General features: G+C 72.7%; 19 protein-coding genes. 7 read left to right on the top strand and 12 right to left on the bottom strand.

The annotated features are described in order from the left end of the window. Positions 1-98: 98 nt before the first annotated feature. The 3 genes from araD to AB0F62_RS12270 all read right to left on the bottom strand — a co-directional run bounded on the left by araD (position 99) and on the right by AB0F62_RS12270 (position 3,504). Positions 99-1,823 carry an L-arabinonate dehydratase gene (gene araD, locus AB0F62_RS12260; RefSeq protein WP_361795979.1) on the bottom strand — a complete coding sequence of 575 codons (1,725 nt, stop codon included), beginning with the start codon at positions 1,821-1,823 and terminating at the stop codon, positions 99-101. Positions 1,824-1,847: 24 nt separating this feature from the next. Beyond that, positions 1,848-2,750, bottom strand: a complete 903-nt coding sequence (locus tag AB0F62_RS12265) for a dihydrodipicolinate synthase family protein (protein ID WP_361795982.1) — start codon at positions 2,748-2,750, stop codon at positions 1,848-1,850. Positions 2,751-2,838: 88 nt separating this feature from the next. Beyond that, a complete protein-coding gene (locus tag AB0F62_RS12270; RefSeq protein ID WP_361795985.1) occupies positions 2,839-3,504 on the bottom strand; it encodes a GntR family transcriptional regulator in 666 nt (221 codons plus the stop codon). 477 nt (positions 3,505-3,981) lie between these two features. On the opposite strand from AB0F62_RS12270, the gene AB0F62_RS12275 reads away from it, so the two are divergent. Next, the gene (locus tag AB0F62_RS12275) at positions 3,982-4,722 is read left to right on the top strand and encodes an HAD family hydrolase (protein WP_361795987.1); all 741 of its coding nucleotides are present in this window, start codon (positions 3,982-3,984) and stop codon (positions 4,720-4,722) included. Between the two features lie 367 nt (positions 4,723-5,089). Here AB0F62_RS12275 and AB0F62_RS12280 read toward each other — a convergent pair whose 3' ends face one another. Continuing rightward, positions 5,090-6,292, bottom strand: coding sequence for a hypothetical protein (locus tag AB0F62_RS12280; protein ID WP_361795990.1), 1,203 nt, complete (start codon positions 6,290-6,292; stop codon positions 5,090-5,092). A gap of 41 nt (positions 6,293-6,333) precedes the next feature. After that, positions 6,334-7,269 carry a 5-dehydro-4-deoxyglucarate dehydratase gene (locus AB0F62_RS12285; RefSeq protein ID WP_361795993.1) on the bottom strand — a complete coding sequence of 312 codons (936 nt, stop codon included), beginning with the start codon at positions 7,267-7,269 and terminating at the stop codon, positions 6,334-6,336. 209 nt (positions 7,270-7,478) lie between these two features. On the opposite strand from AB0F62_RS12285, the gene AB0F62_RS12290 reads away from it, so the two are divergent. The 3 genes from AB0F62_RS12290 to AB0F62_RS12300 all read left to right on the top strand — a co-directional run bounded on the left by AB0F62_RS12290 (position 7,479) and on the right by AB0F62_RS12300 (position 9,854). After that, entirely contained in the window at positions 7,479-8,288 is an 810-nt protein-coding gene (locus AB0F62_RS12290; protein ID WP_361795996.1) for an NAD(P)-dependent oxidoreductase, read from the top strand. Positions 8,289-8,346: 58 nt separating this feature from the next. Further along, positions 8,347-8,565, top strand: a complete 219-nt coding sequence (locus AB0F62_RS12295) for a hypothetical protein (protein WP_361795999.1) — start codon at positions 8,347-8,349, stop codon at positions 8,563-8,565. 68 nt (positions 8,566-8,633) lie between these two features. Beyond that, the gene (locus tag AB0F62_RS12300) at positions 8,634-9,854 is read left to right on the top strand and encodes a TerD family protein (protein ID WP_361796113.1); all 1,221 of its coding nucleotides are present in this window, start codon (positions 8,634-8,636) and stop codon (positions 9,852-9,854) included. Between the two features lie 69 nt (positions 9,855-9,923). On the opposite strand, the gene AB0F62_RS12305 is transcribed toward AB0F62_RS12300, so the two are convergent. Further along, the gene (locus tag AB0F62_RS12305; RefSeq protein WP_361796002.1) at positions 9,924-11,390 is read right to left on the bottom strand and encodes an alkaline phosphatase PhoX; all 1,467 of its coding nucleotides are present in this window, start codon (positions 11,388-11,390) and stop codon (positions 9,924-9,926) included. Positions 11,391-11,550: 160 nt separating this feature from the next. After that, a complete protein-coding gene (locus AB0F62_RS12310; protein WP_361796005.1) occupies positions 11,551-13,089 on the bottom strand; it encodes a hypothetical protein in 1,539 nt (512 codons plus the stop codon). A 635-nt stretch (positions 13,090-13,724) separates the two neighbouring features. On the opposite strand from AB0F62_RS12310, the gene AB0F62_RS12315 reads away from it, so the two are divergent. The 3 genes from AB0F62_RS12315 to AB0F62_RS12325 all read left to right on the top strand — a co-directional run bounded on the left by AB0F62_RS12315 (position 13,725) and on the right by AB0F62_RS12325 (position 17,013). Continuing rightward, positions 13,725-15,455 (top strand): phospholipid carrier-dependent glycosyltransferase, encoded by a 1,731-nt coding sequence (locus tag AB0F62_RS12315; RefSeq protein ID WP_361796008.1) that lies wholly within the window; start codon positions 13,725-13,727, stop codon positions 15,453-15,455. Between the two features lie 397 nt (positions 15,456-15,852). Then, positions 15,853-16,338, top strand: coding sequence for a hypothetical protein (locus tag AB0F62_RS12320; protein ID WP_361796011.1), 486 nt, complete (start codon positions 15,853-15,855; stop codon positions 16,336-16,338). Positions 16,339-16,395: 57 nt separating this feature from the next. After that, positions 16,396-17,013 (top strand): hypothetical protein, encoded by a 618-nt coding sequence (locus AB0F62_RS12325; protein WP_361796014.1) that lies wholly within the window; start codon positions 16,396-16,398, stop codon positions 17,011-17,013. Positions 17,014-17,223: 210 nt separating this feature from the next. Here the strand turns inward: AB0F62_RS12325 and AB0F62_RS12330 are convergent, their stop codons facing one another. From AB0F62_RS12330 to AB0F62_RS12350, 5 genes are all read right to left on the bottom strand, one after another. Further along, positions 17,224-17,424, bottom strand: a complete 201-nt coding sequence (locus tag AB0F62_RS12330) for a hypothetical protein (protein WP_361796017.1) — start codon at positions 17,422-17,424, stop codon at positions 17,224-17,226. A gap of 73 nt (positions 17,425-17,497) precedes the next feature. Beyond that, a complete protein-coding gene (locus AB0F62_RS12335; protein ID WP_361796020.1) occupies positions 17,498-18,169 on the bottom strand; it encodes a hypothetical protein in 672 nt (223 codons plus the stop codon). 168 nt (positions 18,170-18,337) lie between these two features. Continuing rightward, entirely contained in the window at positions 18,338-18,823 is a 486-nt protein-coding gene (locus AB0F62_RS12340; RefSeq protein ID WP_361796023.1) for a hypothetical protein, read from the bottom strand. A 350-nt stretch (positions 18,824-19,173) separates the two neighbouring features. Then, the gene (gene dapD, locus AB0F62_RS12345) at positions 19,174-20,166 is read right to left on the bottom strand and encodes a 2,3,4,5-tetrahydropyridine-2,6-dicarboxylate N-succinyltransferase (RefSeq protein ID WP_361796026.1); all 993 of its coding nucleotides are present in this window, start codon (positions 20,164-20,166) and stop codon (positions 19,174-19,176) included. Next, positions 20,163-21,572 (bottom strand): MFS transporter, encoded by a 1,410-nt coding sequence (locus tag AB0F62_RS12350; RefSeq protein ID WP_361796029.1) that lies wholly within the window; start codon positions 21,570-21,572, stop codon positions 20,163-20,165. The genes dapD and AB0F62_RS12350 overlap by 4 nt, the downstream gene beginning before the upstream one ends. Between the last annotated feature and the right edge of the window lie 59 nt (positions 21,573-21,631).

Below are 21,631 nucleotides of genomic sequence, written 5' to 3' on the forward strand. Positions count from 1 at the left end.
TCCTTCGTACGGGTGCGATGCGGGGAAAGCGCTTGCTGAACGGTGCGGGGCCGCCCATGGCGCGGGGCGGGTGCGGCGGGGTATTGCGGGGCGGGGCGTCAGCCCGCGTAGGGCTCCGGCACTTCTCCGGGCCGGGCCAGGAAGCGGAAGTCGCAGCCGGTGTCGGCCTGGGTGATCTGGTCCTGGTACAGCGCGCCGTACCCGCGTCCGTAGCGGGGCGGCGGTGCCTGCCACTGCGCGCGGCGGCGCTCCAGCTCGGCGTCCTCGACCTCCAGGCGCAGGGTGCGCGCCTCGACGTCCAGGGTGATCGGGTCCCCGGTGCGGACGAGGGCGAGCGGGCCGCCCACGTGCGACTCGGGCGCCACGTGCAGGACGCACGCGCCGTAACTCGTCCCGCTCATCCGGGCGTCGGAGATCCGCACCATGTCCCGCACCCCCTTCCTCAGGAGGTGGCCGGGCAGCGGCAGCATCCCGTACTCGGGCATGCCCGGCCCGCCGAGCGGACCGGAGCCGCGCAGCACCAGGACGCTGTCCTCGGTGATGCCGAGCCCGGGGTCGTCGATGGTGCGCTGCAGGGTCCGGTAGTCGTCGAAGACGACGGCCGGGCCGGTGTGCTTCAGCAGGCGCGGTTCGGCGGCGATGTGCTTGATGACCGCACCGTCCGGGCACAGGTTGCCCCGCAGCACGGCGACGCCGCCCTCGGCCGCGAGCGGATTGTCCAGCGGGCGGATCACGTCCTCGTCGTGGACGAGCGCCCCGGCGAGCTGTTCACGCAACGTGCCGTGCGCGACCGTGGGCCGGTCCAGGTGCAGGACGCCGGCGTCCCGCAGCCGCGTGAGGAAACCGGGGAGGCCGCCCGCGAAGTGGAAGTCCTCCATCAGATACCGGCCGCCCGGCCGGAGGTTCGCCAGCACGGGCACCGTACGCGCGACGCGGTCGAAGTCGTCAAGGGTGAGCCGGACCCCGCTCCGCCCCGCCATCGCGATCAGGTGGATCACGGCGTTGGTCGAGCCGCCCAGCGCGAGCACCGTGGCCACCGCGTCCTCATACGCCTCGCGCGTGAGGATCGCCGACGGCCTCAGGTCCTCGCGCACCAGGCCGACGATGCGCATCCCGGACGCCGCCGCCATGCGGTCGTGCCCGGAGTCAACGGCGGGGATCGACGACGCGCCCGGCACGGTCATCCCCAGCGCCTCCGCCGCGGCGGTCAGCGTGGAGGCGGTGCCCATGGTCATGCAGTGACCGGGCGACCGCGCCAGGCCGCTCTCCAGCTCGGCCATCTCGCAGTCGCCGATGAGACCCGCCCGCTTGTCGTCCCAGTACTTCCACATGTCGGTGCCGGAACCCAGCACCTCGCCCCGCCAGTGCCCGGGCAGCATCGGCCCGGCCGGCACGAAGACCGCCGGCAGGTCGGCGCTGGCGGCCCCCATCAGCAGCGCGGGCGTGGACTTGTCGCAACCGCCCAGCAACACGGCCCCGTCCACGGGATAGGAGCGCAGCAGCTCCTCGGTCTCCATCGCGAGCAGGTTGCGGTAGAGCATGGGCGTCGGCTTCTGGTAGGTCTCCGACAGCGTCGCCACGGGGAACTCCAGGGGGAAGCCGCCCGCCTGCCACACCCCGCGCTTGACCGCCTGGGCCCGGTCGCGGAGGTGGACGTGGCACGGGTTGATGTCGCTCCAGGTGTTGAGGATCGCGATCACCGGCTTGCCCAGGTGCTCCTCGGGCAGATAGCCCAGCTGCCGGGTGCGGGCCCGGTGGCTGAACGAGCGCAGGCCGTCCGTCCCGTACCACTGGTGGCTGCGGAGCTCTTCCGGCTTCTTCATGGCGGCCCTCCGTCCCGTCCCGGCTCACACGTCCCAGCCGGCGATGAGGGCGGCCACCCGCTCGCGCCGGTCACCGGTCAGCAGGCGGCTGGGCGGGCGCACCTCGCGGCGGCACAGCCCCAGCACCGCCAGCGCCTCCTTCACCACCGACACGTTGTTGGCCGAACCCTGCTCGGCGCGCAGGTCCTCGAACTCCCTGATCTGCTCCCACACCTTCATCGCCGCCGCGTAGTCGCCGTCGCGCAGCGCGCGCAGCATCTCCAGCGACACCCTGGGCGCGACGTTGACCAGGCCCGAGGTGAAGCCGGTGGCGCCGACCGCCCAGTACGCGGGGGCGTACAGCTCGGCGAGGCCGGCGACCCAGGTGAAGCGGTCCAGCCCCGCGTCCCGCGCCACCGCCGCGAAGCGGGCGGCGTCGGGCACCGCGTACTTCACCCCGACGACGTTCGGGCACAGCTCCCCGAGCCGGGCGATCACGCCGCCGTCCAGCGCCGCGTTGCGGATGTACGGGACGACCCCGGTCTCCGGGACCGCCTCCGCGACGGCGCGGTGGTAGTCCACCCAGCCGTCCGGGGACACATACGGGTGGATCGGCTGGTGGACCATCACCATCCGCGCCCCGGCGTCACGGGCGTACCGCGCCGCGGCCACCGCGGTCGGCACGTCGTGGCCGACGCCCACGACGACCTGGGTGTCCGGGCCCGCCTCCGCCATCGTCAGGTCGACCACCAGACGGCGTTCGGCCGGGTCCAGGGCGTAGAACTCGCCGGTGTTGCCGTTCGGCGTGACGGTCCGCACCCCGCTGTCGAGCAGCCTGCGCAACAGCGCCCGGTACGCCGCGCGATCCACGCCTCCGTCCCCGTCGAACGGGGTCACGGGGATCGCCACGACCTCGGCGAGCGCCGACGACTGCTCTGCGAACGACATGCGGTTGCCCTTCGATCGGGTTCGGGGGTCCTGCCGTGGGGGAAGCGGGTGCGCGGAGGACCGTCCCCTCCCTCCGCGCACCCGCGGCTCAGCGGGCCGGCACCGCGCCGCCGTCCGGGAAGGCCCGGGCCACGAAGCTCGCGATGTGGTCGTGCAGCAGCCGCGCCGCGCCGTCCGCGTCACCGTCCAGCGCGTGCGCCAGGATCTCCCGGTGCTCGCGGGCCTCCTGCTCCCACGACGGGGTCTCCTGCCAGACGACGGCCGACACCAGAGCCGCCTGGTCCCGCACGTCGTCGAGCATCCGGGCCAGCAGGGGGTTGCCGCACGGCAGGTACAGCGCGCGATGAAACTCCCGGTTGGCGAGCGAGCGGTCGGCGCGGTCCGCCGCCTCGTCGGCCCGCGCCAGCGCGTCCCGGGCGGCGTCCAGCGGGGCGCGGTGCGTGACGGTGCGGCGCAGGGCCTCCGGCTCCAGGAGCAGGCGCACGTCGTACACCTGACGCGCCATCTCCGCGTCCACGGTCCGTACCGTCACGCCCTTGTACTGGCTCATCACGACCAGCCCGGTCCCGGCGAGGGTCTTGAGCGCCTCCCGCACCGGCGTCTTGGACACCCCGAACTGCGCCGCCAGTTCGGCCTCCACGAGTGCCTGACCGGGCTTCAGCCGGCCGGTCAGTATCCCGTGCTTGATCGTTTCCAACACGACCTGGGTACGGGACGGAATCGGCGTCGGCGCGGTGCCGGCGAGCAGGTCCATGAGGGCTCTTTCGGGTCTCGCGTATGGCGTCTCATATATGACGTACGAAGTACGACGCGATGAAAGTAGGGCGGGGGGCGGGCTTCGTCAATGGGGTGCGCCGAGTTCGGCGCGTACTTGTGTGCGGGTGCGTTGTGGTTGCGGTTGGGTTTCCCCCGCCCGCCCTCCCGATTGCCCAGCGCGGTCAGGCACCGCGCCGCTGCGTGTGTGGGTGGGCCGGGTGCGGGGCCTCCGGGGCTGGCCATTCTGGACGCATATTTACGTGCATGGCGGGCGGTCCACGTCGGTGCCGTCTGTGCCGTCTGTGCCGCACACAAATACGCCCAGTGTCCAGAACGCCCACCCTCCCCCAGCCTTCGGCCGGGGGAGCCCCCAACTCCCCCGCCCCCTCGCTCTCGTAGTGCGCCTGATCCCCGGAGGGGGGCGAGGGGGGGGAGTCGCCTTCCGCTGGCAACAGCGCACCGGTATACCGGCGAGGTGACTGAACAGATGTGCCCCGAGGGAGACATGCCCACTTTCAAGGCCGTCCTGCTGGACTGGGTGGGAACGCTGATCGTCCCCAAGTGGGGGCCTGACCACGCCGGTCCCAAGGGTGCGTTGTGGATCGAGGGCGCGCTGCGACGCGTAGGGCGGGATGCTTCGCTGTCGGAGGTGAGGCGGATCAGCGCTGCTCTCGACGCGGCGATCAGGCGACCCGAGGTGGCGCGTGCGATGAGCGGCGCGGACGCGTCCGTGGAGTCGTACGGGGCCGGATTCAGGCGATGGGCCTCGGCCGCGGGCATCGACGAGGTGCTGATGGACGCGCTGTTGGCCGAACTGGCGCAACCGGACGTCGCTCTCTTCGCTGTGGATGTGGAGCCGACCCTCGCGACGCTGAAGGCCGCGGGGGTGCGGGTGGCCGTGGTCAGTGACGTCCACTTCGACATCCGCCCGTGGTTCCAGAAAGTCGGCCTCGACGGCTACGTCGACCGGTTCGTGTTGTCCTTCGAGCACGGTGTCTGCAAGCCCGATCCCGCCATCTTCCGCCTGGCGTTGGACGAGCTCGGCGTGGCGCCGAGCGAGGCGCTGATGGTCGGCGACCGTTCCGCCTACGACGGTGCGGGAGTCGAGGCCGGTATCGCGACCCTGCTGGTCCCGCCTCTTGCAGACGCCACCGAAGAGCGCCTGCACCTCGTGCTCGCATCCTGCGGACTGCGGCAACCCCGGACCGCTTTCTGACCCCCCTCCGGGGATCAGGCGCGCTACGAGACGGAGGGGGCGGGGAGTTGGGGGCACCCCCGGCCGAAGGCTGGGGGAGGGTGGGCGTTCTGGACACTTACGTGTATTTGTTGTGCGGCACAGACGGCACAACAAGTACCGCCCGCCATGCACATAAATATGCGGTCCAGAATGCCCAGCCCCGGAGGCCCCGCCCCCGGCCCACCCCACACGCAGCGGCGCGGTCACTGACCGCGCCGGATGGGGGCACCCCCGGCCGAAGGTTGGGGGAGGGCGGGCGGGCGGGGGACAGCCCGCCGCAGGCGCAACGAACCCGCACACAACAACGGACCGCAACGACAACCAACCGGAACACGACGCGCAAGCGTCAACGTACCCCCGCCAAAAACGCCCGAACCGCCGCCAGATCCCCCGCGGACGCGAGCCCCGCATGGTAGAGCCGCAACTCCGTCGCCCCGGCCGCCGCCGCCCGGGCCGCGTCCGCGGCCAACGTGCCGGGGCTGCCCCCCATCCCCGCGACCACGGGGAAGTTCGCCGCCAGCACGGTCCCCGCCCGCGCGTGCGGCACGCACGCGGCCACCAGATCCGCCCCGGGCAGCACGAGCCCGTCCGCGTGGCCCAGGACGTACCCCGGGTCGACGCCCACGTTGGCCCCGCAGCGGTGCGCGTGCGGGTCCGCGTGCAGCAGCACCCGGAACCCCGGTGCCGCGGCCTCCCGGACCGCCTCCCGGGCCGCCTCCCGGACCGCCTCCACCGCGGCCCGCTGGAGCTCCCGCGCCACGGGCCCCCGCCACGCCATGGTCAGCCCCGCCAGGTCCGCCCCCAGCAGCTTCTCGACGTCGGCCCACTCGTCGGACCCCGGGGCCGGCGCCCACTCCCCCGCCCACACCGGCGCGAGGGCGCCCCGCACGGCCGCCCGCAGTTCGTCCGGGTCCGCGCCCAGCCCGGCGTACCCCGCCTCGCACGCGGGGCAGAAGCACAGGGACATCAGGTACTGCGCGGCCCCGGGCAGCGGCACTCCGCCGGTCTTGTCGTGTGCGTGCAGATGGGCGAGGCCGTACCAGCCGCACGACTCCAGTTCCGTGCCCTCCGTGCCCGTCCCCGGCCGCACCGCGGCCTCCGCCGCCAGCGTGACCAGGTACGCGCGCACCTCCGGCTGCGCGATGCACGGCGCCCATGGATAGCGGTCGCCGTAGGCGTTGCGCACGCTCACCCGGGGGTGTTCGTCCCCGAGACGGGAGTTGTGGGCGAGCACGACCCAGGAGTGCACGGCCAGCCCGGCCGCCCGCAGGGCCGCGGCGGCCTCGCCGTAGGCGTCCTCGGCGCCCGCCCAGTCCTGGGTGTAGGGCCGCAGGGCGCGCCCCGCCCAGCGGTGCTCGTCGGGTGGGTAGAGCACGGCCGCGTGGCGGGCGGTGACGACGCGGTGCCCGGGGTGCCGGGGGGTCAGCGCCCGCGTGGAGTGGTAGGCGGAGGCGAGGGTGACCTGCTGGACGCCGAGGCCGGCGATGCGGTCCGCCGCGTCCGGGTCGCCGACGACGTCCCACGGGTAGACGAAGGTGGAGGCTCTCAACTCGGCTCCTGGGGATGGGGGGTGTCGCGGGTCACCGTATGTCAGCCCTCGCCGAGCAGGGCCAGTCCGCGGTCGATGAGCTCGGCGAGCTCCTTGATGTGCGCGGGCGAGGGCTCGGACAGCGGCGGGCGCACCTCGCCGACGTCGAGGCCGCGCAGCCGGACACCCGCCTTGACCAGGGAGACCGCGTAGCCCCGGCCCTTCTGGCGCAGCTCCACCAGGGGCCGGTAGAAGCCGTCGAGGAGGGCGTTGACGGTGGTGTCGTCGCCGCCGGTCAGGGCGCGGTGGAAGGCGAGGGCGATCTCGGGCGCGAAGCAGAAGACGGCGGAGGAGTAGAGGGTGACGCCGATGCCTCGGTAGGCGAGGCCGGTGAGTTCGGCGGTGGGGAGCCCGTTGAAGTACCGGAAGTCGCGATCGGGGACGGAGCTGCGGACGGCGCTGATGATGCGCTGCATCAGGTCGAGGTCGCCGACGCCGTCCTTGAGGCCGATCACGCGGGGGACGCGGGCGAGTTCCGCGACGGTGGCGGGGGTGAGGACGGCGTTGTCGCGCTGGTAGACGATGACGTCCAGGGAGGTGCCCTCGGCGAGCGCCGTGTAGTGCCGCAGCAGTCCGGCCTGATCGGCGACGACGAGGTAGGGCGGCATGGCGAGCAGTCCGTCGGCGCCCGCCTCCTCGGCGAGGCGCGCGAACTGCAGGGCCAGGGCGGTGCCGTAGCCGGCGCCGGCGACGACGGGGATCCGGCCCGCGGACTCCTCGACGGCCGCGGCGACGCAGACGCGGAACTCCTCGGGTGTCAGCGCGTGGAACTCGCCGGTGCCGCAGCAGACGAAGACCGCTCCGGCCCCGGCCTCGATCCCGCGGCGCACATGCGTGCGGAAGACCTCCAGGTCAACGGCGCCGTCCGGGCCGAAGGGCGTCACGGGGAAGAACAGCAGGCCGTCGAGGCGCGCGGAGAGTGAGGCGGCATCGGTCATCGGGTTCTCCCTGAAGACTGGCGTCTGTGCGCTCATCTGATCGATGTCTATATTCATGAACGCGTTCACGCTAAAGCAGCACAGGAGGAAGGGTCAAGGAAGACAGCCGCAGGTGGTGGAGTCTTGACGCTCCGGCAGGCGCTCTCTAGCGTGTCCATAGATATGAATGATGTCCATGAACGTGGACAACTGATCGAGGAGATCCGCGTATGCCCGCTCCCCGCACCGTCCTGCTCACCGGCGCCGCGGGCGGCCTGGGCACCCTGATGCGCGAGCTGCTGCCGGCGTACGGCTACGAGCTGCGCCTCCTCGACATGCTGCCCGTCGAGGGCGCGCCGGACGCGATCACCGCGGACCTGGCGGACCGCGCGGCCCTGCGCGAGGCCGTGCGCGGGGTCGACGCGATCATCCACCTCGCGGGCATCTCCCTGGAAGCCCCCTTCGAGAAGATCCTGCGCGCCAACATCGAGGGCACGTATCACCTCTACGAGGCCGCCCGCGAGGAAGGCGTGCCGCGGATCGTCTTCGCCTCCAGCAACCACGCCGTGGGCTTCACCCCGCGCCCGGTCGGGGACGACCCGCTCATCCCGGTCGACACCCCGCGCCGTCCCGACACCTACTACGGCCTGTCCAAGGGCTTCGGCGAGGACCTCGCCCAGCTCTACTGGGACCTGCACGGCGTGGAGACCGTCTCCGTCCGCATCGGCTCCTGCTTCCGGGAGCCGACGTCGGTGCGCATGCTCTCGGTCTGGATGAGCCCGGAGGACGGCGCCCGGCTCTTCCACGCCGCCCTCACCGCCGAGGGCGTCGGGCACACCGTCGTCTACGGCAGCTCGGCCAACACCCGACTGTGGTGGGACCTGTCCTCGGCGCGGGCGCTGGGGTACGAGCCGCGGGACGACTCCGAGCCCTTCGCCGCGAAGCTCATCGCGGAACAAGGCGAACTCGACCCCGCGAACCCGGACCACGCCCACCTCGGCGGCCACTTCACCACGCACCCGCCCATCTGGCCCCACTGACCGGGGCGGCGCCCACCGGCCGCGTCCGACCCAGCCGTCGACCTGCTGGATCCGGGCGGTGAGATGGGCGGAGGTCGCCGACCCCGGCCGCCGCCGCCTCGCCGGTCAGGCCGCCGGGACGGCCGGCGCCGATCCGGAGCCCAGCCGGGCGACCGCCTCGTCCAGGACGTCGCCCCGGCCGTCCGATCGGCACGACCTGATCCCCGTCGCGGACGAGGGCCTCCGCGACGGCCGGGCCGATCCCCGTACCGCGGCCGCTGACGGCCACGATGCGTGATACGTGAAAACGCCGTTCGGTAATGGAACCGTAAACCCGGAACGATCGTTAAGCGGAACATGACCGCAATGACACCCGGCTCGAACATCCCGCTCTCCGCGGGGCGCGTGGCAGTGGAGGTATCCGCGCCCGTGCGGCTTGATGTGTCGGGCCTGCTGATCGCCGCCAACGGCAAGGTGCGCTCCGACGACGACTTCGTCTTCTACAACCAGCCCACCGGGCCGGGCGTGACCTACCGGTCCGGCGGTGGCACCTCCCCCGACGCGATCACGGTGGACACGGCAGCCGTGCCGGCCGACATCGAGAAGATCGTCGTCACGGCGAGTCCCGACGCGCCGGGGGCGACCTTCGCGGGCACCGAGCCCACGGCGACGATCCGTGACGCCGGCAGCGGCAGCGTCATCGCGACCTTCACCCCGTCCGCCCTGACCAACGAGACCGCCCTGGTCGTGGTCGAGATCTACCGCCGCGCCGGCGTCTGGAAGGCCCGCGCGGTCGGCCAGGGGTACGCGAACGGGCTGGCGGGCATCGCCACCGACTTCGGCGTCTCCGTCGACGAGCCCGCGGCCGCCGCCCCGCAGGCGGCACCCCAGGCACCGCCCATGGCTCCCCCGCCGCCCGCTCCCCCGGCCGCCGCCATGACGCCCCCGGCCGCACCCCCGGCGCCGCCCGCACCGCCGGCCGCACCCCCTGCTCCCCCGGTCGGCACCGGCAAGATCAACCTGGACAAGGGCCGGGTCAACCTCCAGAAGAACCAGACGGTCTCCCTGGTCAAGGGCGGCAAGCCGCTGATGACCTCGGTCCGCATGGGCCTCGGCTGGGAGCCCGCGTACCGCGGCAAGGACATCGACCTGGACGCCTCGGTCATCGCGTACGGGCCGCAGCGCAACCACATCGAGTCCTGCTACTTCGGCCGGCTCACGATCCTGGGCGGCGCGATCCAGCACTCCGGTGACAACCTCACCGGCGAGGGCGCGGGCGACGACGAGGTCATCACCGTCCACCTCGGCGGACTGCCGCCCGAGGTCACCGGGCTGGTCTTCACGGTGAACTCCTTCTCGGGCCAGAAGTTCAACCAGGTCGCCAAGGCCTACTGCCGCCTGATGGACGGCGCGACGGGCGAGGAGCTGGTGCGCTTCGACCTCACCGGCGCCGAACCCCGCACGGGCGTGATGATGGCCAAGTTCATCCGCCAGTTCTCCGGCGAGTGGGAGATGACGGCGATGGGCGACTTCGTCGACTCCCGCACCGTGAAGGGCATGGTCAAGCCCGCCGCGCAGGCCCTCTGAGCGACACGGGCGCGCCCGGTGGTCCGTGCGGAGGCACGGACCACCGGGCGCGAGTGGTGCGGTCGGGGCTCAGCAGGCGCCGCCGTGGCCCTGGCGGCGCCAGGGGCCGGTGATGGCCACCATGATGCCGGGCACCTGGATGTTGGCGAAGAGCGTCTTGCCGTCGGGCGAGAAGGTCACACCGGTGAACTCGCTGTACTCCGGCTCCTCCGCGGTGCCGATGTTCAGCTCGTTGCGGGCGATCGGGTAGGTGCGGCCGTCGCCGAGCGCGCCGAAGAGGTGCTGCTGGCCCTCGCCGTCCTCGGCGATGACCAGGCCGCCGTAGGGCGAGACGGTGATGTTGTCCGGGCCGTCGAAGGCGCCGTCGACCGACGGGTCGGGGTTGACGCCCAGCAGGACCTTGAGGGTCAGGGTGCGGCGCTTGGGGTCGTAGAACCACACGGCACCGTCGTGCGACGCGCCCGGGCTCTCCTCGCGGGCGTAGGAGGAGACGACGTACACGCCGCCGTCACCCCACCACATGCCCTCCAGCTTGCGCGCGCGGGTGACCTCGCCGGCCGCGAACTGCTTGCGCACGGAGACGGCCTTGGCGTCGCGGTCCGGGACGTCCACCCAGTCCACGCCGTAGACCGTGCCGATCTTCGTCGCGCGGGACAGGTCGTCGACGAACTTGCCGCCGGAGTCGAAGCACTTGAAGGCCTGCAGCACGCCCGCGTCGTCCTTGAGGCCGCGCAGCCTCCCGCGGCCGTGGTGGAAGCCGGCCGGCGGGGTCCAGCGGAAGAAGAGCCCGTTGGGGTTGGAGGCGTCCTCGGTCAGGAAGAGGTGGCCGCGCTTGGGGTCGACGACGACCGCCTCGTGCGCGTAGCGGCCCAGGGCCTTGATCGGCTTGGGGTCGCGGTTGGCCTTGCGGTCGTACGGGTCGACCTCGAAGACATAGCCGTGGTCCTTGAGGAAGCCGTTCTTGCCGGCCTTGTCCTCGGTCTCCTCGCAGGTCAGCCAGGTGCCCCACGGGGTGCGGCCGCCCGCGCAGTTGGTGGCGGTGCCGGCGACGCCGACCCACTCCACGACGTGCCCGCCGTGCTGGGCGACCTCGACGATGGTCACCCCGCCGGCCGCGCCGGAGTCGTAGACCAGGCCCTCGGTCAGCGGCACCGGGTGCGGCCAGTCGGCGCGGGCGCCGGCCAGTTCGTGGTTGTTGGCGAGCAGCGTGGCGCCGCGCAGGCCCTCGAAGGTGGCCGTGCCGTCGTGGTTGGAGGGGGTCGACTCGCCGGACTCCAGCTTGGTGACGCCGGTCCGCGTGATGACGCGGTAGGAGAAGCCCTTGGGGAGGGCGAGCACGCCCTTGGGGTCCGGGATCAGCTCGCCGTAGCCCAGCTGGGCGTGGTGCCGGGAGGCGCCCGCCGCCGCGGCGGTCGCCGGAGCCTCGGCGGCGAGGGCGCCCGGCGCGGTGGCGAGGACGTCCACGGTTCCGGCCAGCGCGACTCCCGCGCCGGTGATCGCCGTACGCTTGGCGAAGTCTCTGCGGGTGAGCGGCATCGTCTACTCCTGGGGCAACAAGGTCACTGCTCTGGCGCAGTCACGCTCCCGCCCCATGGCGAACACGAGTTGAACTGAGCGGGACATTCCGCCGCCCATTCCCTGAGGCGTTCGGGCCCCGTCCCCGGCCCGCGGGCCGGGTCGGACGCCGCCGGCCGGGTCAGGGCGCCGTGGGTCCCGCCGAGCGGGCCTTGAAGGCGGCCTTGCGCGCCTCCTTGGCCAGCCGCTTGTCGGGGTGGATGCGGCCCATGGCCTCCAGGACGTCGGCGGTGGCCGGGTGGTCCACCCGCCAGGCCGCGGCGAAGAACCCGTCGTGCCGGGCGACGAGGTCGGTGACCAGCTCGCGCAGCAACTCCGGGTCGTCGTCGGCGTCCAGCTGGGCGGCGATGGTGTCGACGGTGAGCCAGAAGATCATGTCCTCGTCGGGCGCGGGGACGTCCGCGGCGCCGCGTTCCGTCAGCCAGACCCGCGCCAGCCCGCCGAGCTGGCGGTCGGCGAGCACCTCGCGCAGGGCCGGCTCCGCCTCGTCACCGAGCAGGCTCAGGGTCTGCTGGGCCACGAGCCGCCGTCCGGGCGCGTTGCGGTCCTCGCCGCGGGCCGCCTCCAGCAGCTCGCGGGCCGCCTCGTACGCCTTGCGGTTGCCCAGCCACGCGTCGGCCTCCCGGCGGGCGATCTGGTCCGGGTACTCGAACAGCGCCTCCAGGAGGACGGCGGCGGGCTGTCCGGCCAGATCCCCGGCGGCCGGGGCCCGCATGCCGGCGTCGATCATCCGGGACCGTACGCCGTAGAGACCCAGCGGGGTCAGCCGGACCAGCCCGTAGCGGGAGACCTCCTCGGGCCCGATCTCCTGCGGGAGGGCCGCGGCGCTCTCGGGGGGCCCGGCGTCCTCGGACTCGGCCTCCTCGATCAGCGCCTCGTCGAGCGGCTGGTACTCCAGCAGCCCGGTCGTGGTAAGCAGCCGGAAGTGGTCGTCCAGGCGCATCATCACCTCGGTGACGTCCTCCAGCAGGGCGTCGCTCGGCTCCTCCACGTCCTCGGGGACGACGAGAGAGGCGGCGAGGACCGGCAGCGGTACGGCGTCCTTGGTGTCGCCGGAACCGGAGTCCTCCATGGCGGTGAAGAGGTAGAGGTTGGCGAGCGCGCCGTCGAGGAACTCCGCCTCCTCCTCCGGGTCCCAGTCCAGGGTGCTCAGATCGACCTCGCCGTCCGGGCCCAGCTCCTCCATCAGACCGTCGAGGTCGGGGGTCGCGGCCTCGGCCAGCGCGGTGTCCACGGCGGCGAGCCACAGCTCCAGCACGTCGCGGGGCGCGCCGCCCTCCAGCCGCCTCAGTGCCTCGCCGGGCACGGCGCGCCCGGCGGGCTCGTCCAGGGCGACGCTGCCGGCGCCGGGGCCCTCGTCCGCCGTGGCCTCGTCGGCGTCCTCGATGTCCAGGTCGACCAGTCCCGCGTCCACGGCCACGCCCCAGGCCTGTGCCGTCTCCGCCGGGCCGTCCGGTTGCCCCTCCAGACCCAGCTCGCGCACCGCGCGCACGGCGTCGTCGGCGGTCAGTTCCCCCATCGCGTCCACGGTCACGTGGGGCGCGGACCAGCGGGCAAGGCGTACCGCGCGGTCGAGGAGCGGTACGGCGAGTGCGAGCCGCGCCAGCTCCTCCTCGGGCAGCAGCCTCACCGGCGGCAGGTCGAGGCGGTCAGCGGCCATGGCGGGGTCTCCAATGCAGCGGTATGCGGGGGGCGCGTGAACGCGCAGCACCAGCCTAGACGCGTCCGGGCCCCGTGGGCGCGCTTCGGCTTTCCGTCACCCGCCGTTACCGCAACTGACGCGTGCGCCGTCGGCATTGGCGGTGGCACGCGGGCTCCGCGCGATGGGATCGGCGGTCGCACCCGTCAGCGGTGTCACTCCCGTCCCACCCCCGGAAACGGGCAGCGGTCCGCCGCCCTCGCGGAGCACGGGTCCCGGGAAGCACCGGCGCTTCCCGGGGCGCGCGACGGACTCCCGCGCGCCCCCACGACGGCGCCCGGGCGGCCGCGGAGCGACCGAAAGGATCCCCGCCACGACGACGAGCGAGGCGGATCCGGCGCGCGAGGCACTCGACCGGCACGTCCGGGGATTCCTCGTCGGCCACCCGGTGGGCACGGCGTCGCACGACCTGAGCGACGGACGGCGCGGCACGGTCCCGGACCTGCGCGTCATCGAGGTCGGCCCGGGCCGCGCGGCGGCGTCACCGCCCGGGCCGCCCGGCGAGCGGCTCCACCACCGGACCGAGCGGAACCGGCGACAGGCTCTTCCCGCCCACGGCCGGTATGACGATCCGACAACCTCCCTAAGATGGCCCGGTGACGACGGACACCGCTACGCCGGACCGCACCGACGACGCCGGCGACTCCCGGGCGGCGACCGCGCCCTCCGACTGGCCACTGCGACTGCGCCGGTTCGGCCACACCGCACGCCCCCGCACCGACACCCGCGAGCGGCTGGTCCCGCCCTTCCCGGAGCCGGGGACCCGGATCTGGCGGACGGTGGGCCTCGGCCCGGTGCGGGCGCAACGCGCCGCACGGGCCACGGGCTGGCTCGGCCCCCTCCTGATCGCCCTCTTCGCCGGTGTCCTGCGCTTCGTGCACCTCGGCAGCCCGCACCGCGTCGTCTTCGACGAGACGTTCTACGCCAAGGACGCCTGGTCCCTGCTGCGGTTCGGCTACGAGGGCACCTGGCCCGACAGCAAGGTCGCCGATCCCCAGATCCTCGCGGACCCCCAGGTCGTACCCCTCTCCGAGACCGGTCACTTCATGGCCCACCCGCCGATGGGCAAGTGGGTCATCGCCCTCGGCGAGTGGATGTTCGGCCTGAACCCGGTCGGCTGGCGCTTCATGGTGGCCGTGCTCGGCACCCTCTCGGTGCTGATGCTGTGCCGCATCGGGCGCCGGCTCTTCCGCTCCACGGCCCTGGGGTGCCTGGCCGGCGGGCTGATGGCGGTGGACGGGCTGCACTTCGTGTTGAGCCGCGCCGCCCTGCTCGACGTCATCGTCATGTTCTTCGTACTGGCGGCGTTCGGCTGCCTGCTCGTCGACCGCGACCGCGCGCGGGCCCGGCTCGCGGCCGCCCTCCCGGTGGACGGCGACGGCTTCGCCGGCCCCGACGCGTACACCGCCGCCCGGGCCGGCACCGGCCTGCGACCCTGGCGGCTCGCGGCCGGCGCGCTCCTCGGCCTCGCCTCGGCCGTCAAGTGGAACGGCCTGTACTTCCTGGTCTTCTTCCTGCTGATGACCGTGCTCTGGGACGTCGGCGCCCGCCGCCTGGCCGGGGCCCGCCGCCCGTACGTCTCGGTGCTCCGCCGGGACCTCGGCTGGTCGTTCCTGTCCCTCGTGCCGGTCGCCCTGCTGACGTACCTGACGACATGGACCGGCTGGTTCCTCACCGACGACGGCTACGGCCGGCACTGGGCGGACGGCCGCGGCGGCACGTGGTCGTGGATCCCGGCGCCGCTGCGCAGCCTGTGGCACTACGAGTACGGGGTCTACCAGTTCAACATCGGCCTGGAGGATCCGCACAGGTACCAGTCCAACCCCTGGAGCTGGCTGGTCCTCGGCCGGCCCGTGTCCTTCTTCTACGAATCCCCCAAGCCGGGGCAGGACGGCTGCCGCGCCGCCGAGGGCTGCTCACGGGAGATCCTCGCCCTCGGCACGCCCCTGCTCTGGTGGGCGGCCTGCTTCGCCCTCGCCTATGTCCTCTACCGCTGGGCCCTGCGCCGCGACTGGCGCGCCGGTGCCGTCCTGTGCGGGGTCGCGGCCGGCTACCTGCCGTGGTTCAACTACCAAGACCGCACGATCTTCTCGTTCTACGCCGTCGTCTTCCTCCCGTACCTCTGCCTGGCCCTCGCCATGGGGCTCGGCGCCCTCCTCGGCCCGCCGGGCGCGTCCGAACGCCGTCGGGCCTACGGGGCGGTGGCCTCGGGCGTCCTCGTCCTGCTGATCGTCTGGAACTTCATCTACTTCTTCCCGATCTACACCGGCCGGACGATCCCCTACTCCGGCTGGCAGGCCAGGATGTGGTTCGACACCTGGATCTAGGCCAGGCCTGACAAAGACCGAGGTCCCCGAGTTCCTCGTGCAGGCCGGCGCGCGGGTGGTCGGCGGGGACCGGGAGGACGCCGCGCGCACCGGCCGGTCCGGTGCCGCCGTCGGCGCGCGCGGATCCGCCGCCCCGCGCCCGCCGGCCCCGGAAGAGCCACGCGCCGACCAGCCCGCCGGGCGTTCCCGGCACGGCGACGGTGAGCATGCAGGCGAACGCGGCCGCCATGACGACGCCGATGAGCGTGTCGATCAGGTGCCGATCGAAGAGCCCGCGCATCACGACACAGCCGGAGTAGCCGAGGATCGGACCACTGGCGCCGGACCCCCGACCGACAACCCCGCGAGGCCGCGCGGATACTGGGGGTCTCGTCGGCGCCGACCCCGGGGAGGGGCTGTGGCAGACATCAGCTTCGGGATCTTCGTCCTTCTCTTCATGACAGCGGTGAGCCTGTTCTCCGTACGGGCGGCGTGGCTCCACTGGACCGGCTCGGAGCGCGCGCCCGCCATGCGAACGTACCGGTACACGAGGAACCCGTCGGTCATCCGCGGGCACGAGCGCGGCGTCGTCGCCCTCGCGGCCTGGCTGGTGTGCATGACGATCGGCATCGTCGCCTCCGCCGCGGCCTCGGGCGGGGCGGGCCCCTCTGTCGAGGCCGTCGGCGCGTTCTTCGTACTGGGCTCGTTCCCGTTGCTGATGCTGCACGCCACGATCGCGTGGTTCAACCGGCCCAAGTTCCTGGTGCCACCCCACCGGCGGGGCGAGACGGGCTCGGTGACCGAGTGGTGGCGGCACCGCCGGGACCTCCGTGCGGCGCTCAGGGAGGCCGCGCGACGCGATACCCAAAGGCAGCGTCCGGTGGACCCGCCGAATCCGGCATGACCCATGACGATCACGAAAACGTCCCCGCCCCCTCGTCCCGCAAGAGATCATGAGCGCATGGCGCACATACGATCGGCCCTGCCGCCCCTGCTGCTGTCAGGGGTGCTGGCGCTGTCCGCTTGCGGAACGCAGTCCGCGGACGCGCCCGCGCTGGACAGCAGGGCCCGGGCCCTGGGCATCGAACCCGCCATGGTCTACGTCACCGACGTACCCGGCTACAGCGTCGCCCTCCAGTCCGTCGGCGTCATCGGCGACCACGGCTTCGGCGCCTCCTACACCGGGCCGGACGGAGGAACGATCGAACTCCGGGTCGACGAGCGCGCTTACGCCGGTCCCGTCGGCTGCGAGGACAGCGCCGGCAAAGCGGGCACCGATCAGGCGACGTGCGAGCAGGAGGGGAACCACTGGTACCGGGCGACGGGTACCTCGCACTCCTATGTGCTCGAGGACGCGGACCGCGTGATCCGGTTGTCCGCGGACACGGGCACGGTGAGCCGCGACGTCCTGCGGCAGGCCGCGGACCACGTCCACCGGGCCTCCGGTGGGGAGGCGGCCGATGTCCTGCCCTCGGAAGACGGGGGCGGCCAGGACCAGCCCCAGCGTGGCGACCTCCCGACGACGGGCGACGGCGCCCCGCGGGATCCGGCGGGTCTCTTCGCGGGCACCAGTGGCTGAACGGCCGGAAGAGGCGGCGATGTTCGAGCGCACGCGCTCGGCGAAGGGGGTGGACAGGCCATGTGGACCCCGGTTGCCGAGGTAGGTCCGTACCTTCTGTTCTTCGGTGTGCTGGCGGCTCTCGGTGGAATGGTGGCCGCGAACGTCAGAGGGGTCGCCGACTGGATTTTCGACCGATCCCGCCACTATGTGTTCGGAGCCGACGCGACGTCACCAGGCGTCCTGCGGGCGATAGGGGCCTTCTTTTTCGTCTTCGGCCTGTTCGGCACCGCCGTCAAGTTGGCGGAACTCTTTTCCTGACCTTTCCGGGAAATCCCGCCCGTACAGCCGACGTTCGCGGCCCGCGCGCCACGCGTACGCTGCGCGCAGGCGATCGAGCGCCGCCCCGTCCGCGTGGATCCGGGTGATCATGCCCCTGAATCGACGCGTATGCCCCTACGGTCCGGTCCCTCACCTTTGCACACCAAGAACATCGAGGGGCCCATTAGCGCTGCTCTTCTGCCTTCGCGACTGCGAACGACCCAGCGGCGGGGACCATGCACACGGCGACATCCGTTTCCTCGCCCGCCGCCAGACCCGCCTCGCAGAGTCGGCCGCCTTTCTCGCGCAGGTCGAGGTAGAAGCGCGTGGCCTTGCCGTCCTGCTTCAGGCCGTGGATGCGCTCGTCGATGTAGCCGAGGCCGTTCAGGACCTTCCGGACCTTGGCGGGGGTGGGCTCCGAGACCGTCTGCAGCGCCTGGATGATGCGCTGTTCGTGCTGGACGCTCGCGCACCGATCGCGTTCGTTCAACTTCGTCTGGAGTTCCGTGGGGGCGGCGGGCACAATCGGGTCGGTCGGGGGAGTCTCGCCAGGGGCGAGGCTTTCCTCCCCCACCGGACCGGTCGGCATCTTGGTGGTCGGTCCCGACGGGTCCGCGTCGGTCCAAGAACACACCTGTGCAAGCTCGTCGAGCATCGACGCGAACGCCGCCTGCTCGGACGACGGCTGCGTGGCACTCACCTTGGGGTCGGGGCCGCTGCCCGACTCACCCTGTGTGCCGCCGCCACTCAGCCTGTCACCTCCGCAGCCGGTGAGCGCCAGGGCCGCGAGGGCGGCAGCCGCGAGGCCGCGCCGGGGGTGGGCGAACGTGCTGATGGATGGGCGGATACGTGTCATGCGCAGAACCTACGGCCGGCACCCCGCGCTCCGAATGAGTACGCGTACTCAAACACAGCGCACTCGCGCTCAGAAGCCGGCAGGCTTCCCCGCTTGCACGAAGACGAGCACACATCTTTTGTTGATGGCTTGTGAAGATGATCGGACTTGACCTACTGCCCGAACCGATCAGCGCACGGCCGTTTTCCGCGAGCCCTTGGTCACCCACACGTAGCCCGCCAGACCAAGCGAGACGCGAGCCATGAAATCCGCCCACAATTGCATGAACTCGCCGACATTCTCCGCCTGCAGGGTCAACCACAAGACCAAGGCCGTGAGAATTCCCGCCATCGCCAAGGCCGATGCATAGACAACCGACGGCCCACGGTTCCGGCCGAACCTCGTGCCCAGCACACCCGATGGAATCTGCACGAGCGTGTGAATGACCACGCAGTGGAACAACATCACCGCGAAGATCGCGAATGGGGGTGTGTCCGCCGAAGGGTCGCTACTTGGGGCCGCGCCGTAGGCATCGAGAGCCCAGGCCGGAGGGATCACGTAGGTGAGCAGCAAGATCACACCACTCAGATGCATGGCGCCGAGGTGACGTGCCGCCCGGTGAGGACCTCCTGATGACGCGCCGTCCGGTCCGAACGGGCGGGTCGTGCCGGTCATCACGTAACCCCCTGGTGTCTGCTACCGCCACCCCATCTGTGCGGCACGGTACAGCCGCGGTGGTCGGACCGCTGCCGGGGTGATGACATCCACGTGGACGGACACCGGCGACTCCCGGCGCTCCCCATGCGACCCCGACGATCTGTGGGGCTGGGACACTCGGCGTGAACAAGGGCTGGGCAGTCGAACCGACAAGGCAGAAGTCCCCCACAGCACACGAGCGCCCTCCCGGGCCGTCCTGGGGCCGTGGAAGGGCGCTCGGCGATGACCGGCGCCGACGAGCGCCGACAACTCGGCGGCAGGTCAGGGCACCGGCCGTGCAGGCGGCCGCAAACCGCGGCCGCCGAAGGTCAGTTGTGGCTGTGCAGGATCTCGTTCAGCCCGCCCCACGAGCCCGTGCGCTGGAGGACCTCGACCGTGCCGCTGATGGAGTTGCGGCGGAAGAGGAGGTTGTTCGCGCCGGAGAGCTCCTTGGCCTTGACGATGGTCTCGTCGGGGAGGGAGACCCGGGTGCCCGCCGTGACGTAGAGACCCGCCTCGACGACGCAGTCGTCGCCGAGCGAGATGCCGATGCCGGCCTCGGCCCCGAGAAGGCAGCGCTCGCCGATGGAGACGACGGTCTTGCCACCCCCCGAGAGGGTGCCCATGATCGAGGCGCCGCCGCCGATGTCGGAGCCGTCGCCGACGATGACGCCCTGGCTGATGCGGCCCTCGACCATGGAGGTGCCCAGCGTGCCGGCGTTGAAGTTGCAGAAGCCCTCGTGCATGACGGTCGTACCGGACGCCAGGTGGGCGCCGAGGCGGACGCGGTCGGCGTCGGCGATGCGGACCCCGGCGGGGACGACGTAGTCCGTCATGCGCGGGAACTTGTCCACGCCGTAGACCGACAGGTGGAGGCCCTCCGCGCGGGCGGCGAGGCGGGCGCGTTCGATGCCGCCGGCGGGAACGGGGCCGAGGGAGGTCCACGCCACGTTGGCCAGGAGGCCGAAGATGCCTTCCAGGTTCTGGCCGTTGGGCTTGACCAGGCGGTGGCTCAGCAGGTGCAGACGCAGATACGCGTCGTGCGCGTCGAGCGGCTTGTCGTCGGTCGAGGCGATGACGGTCCGGACGGCGACGACCTCGACCCCGCGGCGCGGGTCCGGTCCCAGGGCCTTGGGCGCGGCCGCGCCCAGCAGCTCGGCGGCCTGCTCGGCACTGAGCCGTTCGGTCCCGGCGGGGCCGGGCGCCGCCACGAGCTCGGGCGCGGGGAACCAGGTGTCGAGGACGGTGCCGTCGTCGGCGATCGTGGCGAGGCCTGCGGCGACGGCACCGGTGGCGCGGGAGGTGGCGGTCGTTTCAGTCATGTGTCGAACGCTAGTCGCTGGGCCCCGCGCTTGCCCAACCGGCCCGCCATGCGGACCGGGCGCCCACCCGCCGCCGGCTCCGCCTCCTGCGCCCCGTCAGCCGCCTCAACCGCCTCCCCCTCCCCCGTCGCACGCTCGGCGGAGGCCGCCGCACCCGCCGCGCCCGCCACACCCGCCGCCACACCCGCCCCCTCCACCGCGGCCGGCCCGCCCGCCCCACCCAACCCGGCGCCGTCCCGCCCGGCGCCGAACCGCCCGCGCGCGGCCACCAGCAGCACCGTCCCGCTGACCGCGGCCAGCACCGCGCAGACCGGCCAGAGCGCGCCGGGCGCGGTGTCGTACAGGGCGCCGCCGAGGGGCGGCGCGAGGACGGTGCCGCTGACCGAGGCCCCGGCGTACAAGGACTGGAAGCGGCCCTGCAGATGGTCCGGGGCCTGGTCGGCGACATAGGCGGTGGCGGTGGTCTTGTAGAGGATCTCGCCCGCCGTGAGGAGCAGCATCATCGTCACCGCCGTGGCGAGGAACGGGCCGCCGGCCAGGGCGCCGTAGCCCGCGCCGACCAGGACGAGCCCGGTGCCGATGATCGGCAGCGGCGGCCGCTTGCGGAGGGCGACGGCGGCGGGGATCTCCAGGCAGAGGATGACGCCTCCGTTGACGGCGATCAGCCAGCCGTACGCGGCGGTGCCGATGCCGTGGTCGGCGAGCCAGACGGGCAGGGTGGAGTACTGCTGCCGGTAGACGGTGTCGGTGACCAGGATCGCCACCAGCAGCAGCACGACGGCGGGCCGGGCCCGCAGCGCCGCCCACAGCCCGGAACCGCCTGCGGCGCCGGCCCGCGAGGCCCCCCGCCGGGCCCCCTGCGCCGGCAGCGCGCAGGCGGCGTACGCGGCGAAGAGCAGCGTGCCGAGGCCGTCGGCGACGAACAGCCAGGTGTACGAGAAGTGCGCGGCGAGGAGCGCGCCGAGCGGCGGCCCGACGGTGAAGCCCGCGTTGGAGGCGAAGCGGAACACGGCGAAGCCCTGACGGCGGGCGCCCTCGGGAACGGAGACGGCGACGAGCGCGGAGTTGGCGGCGCGCACGGCACCCGCCGCGTACTGCGCGAGCAGCAGGACGGGCAGCAGCGCGGCGGTCGGCAGGGCGGGCAGCAGGACGAGTCCGGCGCCGGAGACGACGGATCCGGTGAGCAGGACGCGGCGGTGCCCGAAACGGTCGCCGAACCAGCCGCCGGTGAAGTTGCCGGCGACCAGGCCCACCCCGCCGGTGCCGGCGATCAGTCCCGCCTCCGGTACGGGCAGGCCCCGTACCGCGGTCAGCCAGACGAAGAGATAGACGAACGTGAAGCTCACGACCGCGTTCGTGAACACCCCCGCGGCCAGCAGCCAGACGACCCTGGGCACCTCGCGCATGTCCGCATCCCCCTCAGGACCTAGTGAGTTCCTTTTGGGAACCCACTCGTGGCTGGCAG

Origin of the sequence: Streptomyces sp. NPDC026673 (genome assembly GCF_040638135.1) — a bacterium.
Taxonomy (GTDB): domain Bacteria; phylum Actinomycetota; class Actinomycetes; order Streptomycetales; family Streptomycetaceae; genus Actinacidiphila.

Coding starts and splice junctions, on each gene's coding strand:
- araD (WP_361795979.1), bottom strand. CDS start 1,823: ATGAAGAAGCCGGAAGAGCTCCGCAGCCACCAGTGGTACGGGACGGAC.
- AB0F62_RS12265 (WP_361795982.1), bottom strand. CDS start 2,750: ATGTCGTTCGCAGAGCAGTCGTCGGCGCTCGCCGAGGTCGTGGCGATC.
- AB0F62_RS12270 (WP_361795985.1), bottom strand. CDS start 3,504: ATGGACCTGCTCGCCGGCACCGCGCCGACGCCGATTCCGTCCCGTACC.
- AB0F62_RS12285 (WP_361795993.1), bottom strand. CDS start 7,269: ATGACCGATGCCGCCTCACTCTCCGCGCGCCTCGACGGCCTGCTGTTC.
- AB0F62_RS12290 (WP_361795996.1), top strand. CDS start 7,479: ATGCCCGCTCCCCGCACCGTCCTGCTCACCGGCGCCGCGGGCGGCCTG.
- AB0F62_RS12300 (WP_361796113.1), top strand. CDS start 8,634: ATGACACCCGGCTCGAACATCCCGCTCTCCGCGGGGCGCGTGGCAGTG.
- AB0F62_RS12305 (WP_361796002.1), bottom strand. CDS start 11,390: ATGCCGCTCACCCGCAGAGACTTCGCCAAGCGTACGGCGATCACCGGC.
- AB0F62_RS12310 (WP_361796005.1), bottom strand. CDS start 13,089: ATGGCCGCTGACCGCCTCGACCTGCCGCCGGTGAGGCTGCTGCCCGAG.
- AB0F62_RS12325 (WP_361796014.1), top strand. CDS start 16,396: ATGGCGCACATACGATCGGCCCTGCCGCCCCTGCTGCTGTCAGGGGTG.
- AB0F62_RS12330 (WP_361796017.1), bottom strand. CDS start 17,424: ATGATCACCCGGATCCACGCGGACGGGGCGGCGCTCGATCGCCTGCGC.
- AB0F62_RS12335 (WP_361796020.1), bottom strand. CDS start 18,169: ATGACACGTATCCGCCCATCCATCAGCACGTTCGCCCACCCCCGGCGC.
- AB0F62_RS12340 (WP_361796023.1), bottom strand. CDS start 18,823: ATGACCGGCACGACCCGCCCGTTCGGACCGGACGGCGCGTCATCAGGA.
- dapD (WP_361796026.1), bottom strand. CDS start 20,166: ATGACTGAAACGACCGCCACCTCCCGCGCCACCGGTGCCGTCGCCGCA.
- AB0F62_RS12350 (WP_361796029.1), bottom strand. CDS start 21,572: ATGCGCGAGGTGCCCAGGGTCGTCTGGCTGCTGGCCGCGGGGGTGTTC.